This window comes from Microbacterium sp. Y832 (assembly GCF_057669765.1).
This window is the reverse complement of sequence record NZ_JBYHFM010000015.1, coordinates 1-2,479: the sequence shown is the minus strand read 5'-3', so window position 1 is coordinate 2,479 and position 2,479 is coordinate 1. Positions and strand designations below refer to the sequence as shown.

General features: G+C 64.4%; 2 protein-coding genes. One reads left to right on the top strand and one right to left on the bottom strand.

Features of this window, described 5'->3' with window-relative positions; genetic code table 11:
• Nucleotides 1–21: 21 nt before the first annotated feature.
• The gene (locus AC25YV_RS12770; RefSeq protein WP_488124235.1) at nucleotides 22–1,635 is read right to left on the bottom strand and encodes a DUF6531 domain-containing protein; all 1,614 of its coding nucleotides are present in this window, start codon (nucleotides 1,633–1,635) and stop codon (nucleotides 22–24) included.
• 442 nt (nucleotides 1,636–2,077) lie between these two features.
• Here AC25YV_RS12770 and AC25YV_RS12765 point away from each other — a divergent pair, with 442 nt between their 5' ends.
• Nucleotides 2,078–2,332 (top strand): hypothetical protein, encoded by a 255-nt coding sequence (locus AC25YV_RS12765; RefSeq protein ID WP_488124234.1) that lies wholly within the window; start codon nucleotides 2,078–2,080, stop codon nucleotides 2,330–2,332.
• Nucleotides 2,333–2,479 lie beyond the last annotated feature (147 nt).

Genomic DNA, 2,479 nt, shown 5'->3' with positions numbered 1-2,479 from the left:
CGAATCCTCACAGATCAGACGTCAACCAAACTCGGGGCAGTCCCGGGCGTTGTCGAACGTGGTCTGCAGGATCCGGTCACGGACATCATAGGTGTAGCCGGTGGTGTCGCCGTTCCCGTCGGTGACGGACGTGACACGACCCAACGAGTCGTACGTGTAGCTGGTGGATCCCAGTGGGCTGGGCGGAGTGACGGTCGTGAGGTTTCCGTGCGTGTCGTACGCGTAGGCGGTGGTGTTGCCTTTGCCGTCTTTGGTGGAGCACACCTGACCGGCAAATCCACCACACGTCCCGTACGTTCGCTCGAGCTCCGCGACGGCCGTCGACCCTGTCGTGTCGGATTGCTTGAGCAGGTTCCCTGCGGTGTCGTACTCGTATTGCTTGCTGTTCCCGGCGTCATCGGTGGTGCACTTCGGCTGGAACGCGGTCCCCGTGTTCGGCGCGGAGCACCCTGCCCCGATCGCATACACCGCAGCGGCTGCCGCTCCCGTCGGCAGTTGCGCGTTCGTGCGGTTTCCGGATCCGTCGTAGGTGTACGTCGTCGTGTTTAGTCCGAGGGCGTCCGTCGTGGACTGGATGTCGCTGTTCGCCGTCCACGTCTGCGTGCGTTCCCGGTTCAATGCGTCCTTCGCCGACGTCACCCGACCTTCCGAGTCGATCAGATACGTCGCAGCGTTCCCATTCGAGTCAGTTACGACCGTCTGCCCCGCCGAGTAGGCGAACGTCGTCTCGATGCCGGGCTCCTGCGACACCTTCGTGATGCGGTCCGACGTGTCGTATTCAAACTCGACAGTCGTCGAACCGCCAGCGACTGCGCTCGGCAGCTCGATGCTCGACAGCAGGGACGCGCTGTTGTAGGCGTAGGTGGTGTCTTCCCCGTCGACCGCGGTAACCCCGGTCAGTCTCGCCGCACCATCAGTGGTGTAGTAGATCTCACGGTTCGCGTCATCACGCACAGTGTTGCCGTAGAAGAACTGGAAGTAGTCGAAGTACAGCGAGCGACCACTGTCGTGCGCCGCGGTATGGATCGGATCCATTCCCCAGAAAGTCGTCCCGACGCCGTTTCGATCGTACGCGGCGGTGAGGTACCCGGAGGCACTGAATTCGTGGCGGTCGCCCGATCTGTTGTGGGTGATCGTATACCGCGCGTCCGTGCTGGACGGGTTCTCGGTGAGGGTCATGTTCGACCCCGCCGGTGACGTGTAGCTGGTCGACGTCCCGACGAGGGGGAAGTAGAGCTCCACACCGCTGGGTCCGAGGTGGGTCACGCCGCCGGCATCGATGATCAGGCCCGTGTCATAGGTGCCGTTGTTCGAGCCCCACCCGAGACCGAGTGATCCGTACTCGGTGGCGAGGCTGTTGTAGAACCGGTCGTGACGAAGCGAATAGCCCGGCCCCGCGATCGCGATATCTTGCGCCTTGACCAGCAGGTTGCCGTTAGCGAGGTTCACCTGCGCGCTGCTCTCCGCTGACAGCGCAAGATCGTGGAAGCTGAACCACGGCATCTCACCCAGCCCCGGAGCCCCGACCGTCGGGCTGGCGGATCCGCGGCGCTGCTCCCCGCCGAACTCTGCACGCGCGGCCGCTTGGAACAGTGCCTTCCCGGTGGCCCAGTCGTGTTCCGGTTCTTCATACACGGGGACAGTCGGTTCGACTGCGGGTGGAGGCGTCCACGCTGCCGGTGGGGGCTCTGTGCCCGTTGCCGAAGTGCTGGCGCCGTGGGCAGGTGCCGCAATCGACAGCGGGACCATCACCGCCATGGTTGCGAACACGCTGATGAGTGCTTTCGAAGTGCGCAAGAGAGCCCCCGCCTCGTCGCGAACCCAAGGTCAGCCGATCTCGGCGAGACAGGCATCGAGCTCCCCTGAGCGTTTGGGTGATCCAACCACATGCACACAGGGAACGTCCAGCAAATTCTGAGGTGAGGATGCCAAATCGCGGCTCCGTGCTCACTGGGGCTTCTATGAGGCGCACGCTCTTTCGGACGGCCGAAGCGCATTGGGCCTAAGCAGAATGCAAGGTGACGTCCCCTGGAGTGGTGGAGGATTCGGCGGGGTTGTCTTCGTCGAAGACGTTGGTGTGCGCTGCCTCAAACGCCACATCGCGAACGAGGTCTACGCCGGCCTGCTCAACCCCGCCACCGACCACTCAGTCGGCCGCGAGCTCCGGGCACGCCGACAGGCGATCAGCACCCCGATCAGCGTCCTCGCCGCAACTCTCGGCGTCCCCTACCAGCGGCTACGCCGACTCGAGATCGGCACGCGAGCCGACCCAGAACTCGAACGCCGCGCCAACCTCGCGCTCGCTCAGCTCGAAGGCCCGGAGGCTGCTTGACGGCAATAGGAGCTTCCACTCCGCGGGACGTCACCCGTCGAGTTCCCGGCACATTCCCGGCACAAGGCGCCCGCAAACGCGACTGCATTCGGATGTTGCCGCAGTAGTGCCCCGTAGCGTGGTGTAGCCCACGGTGGCGGGCTCGTC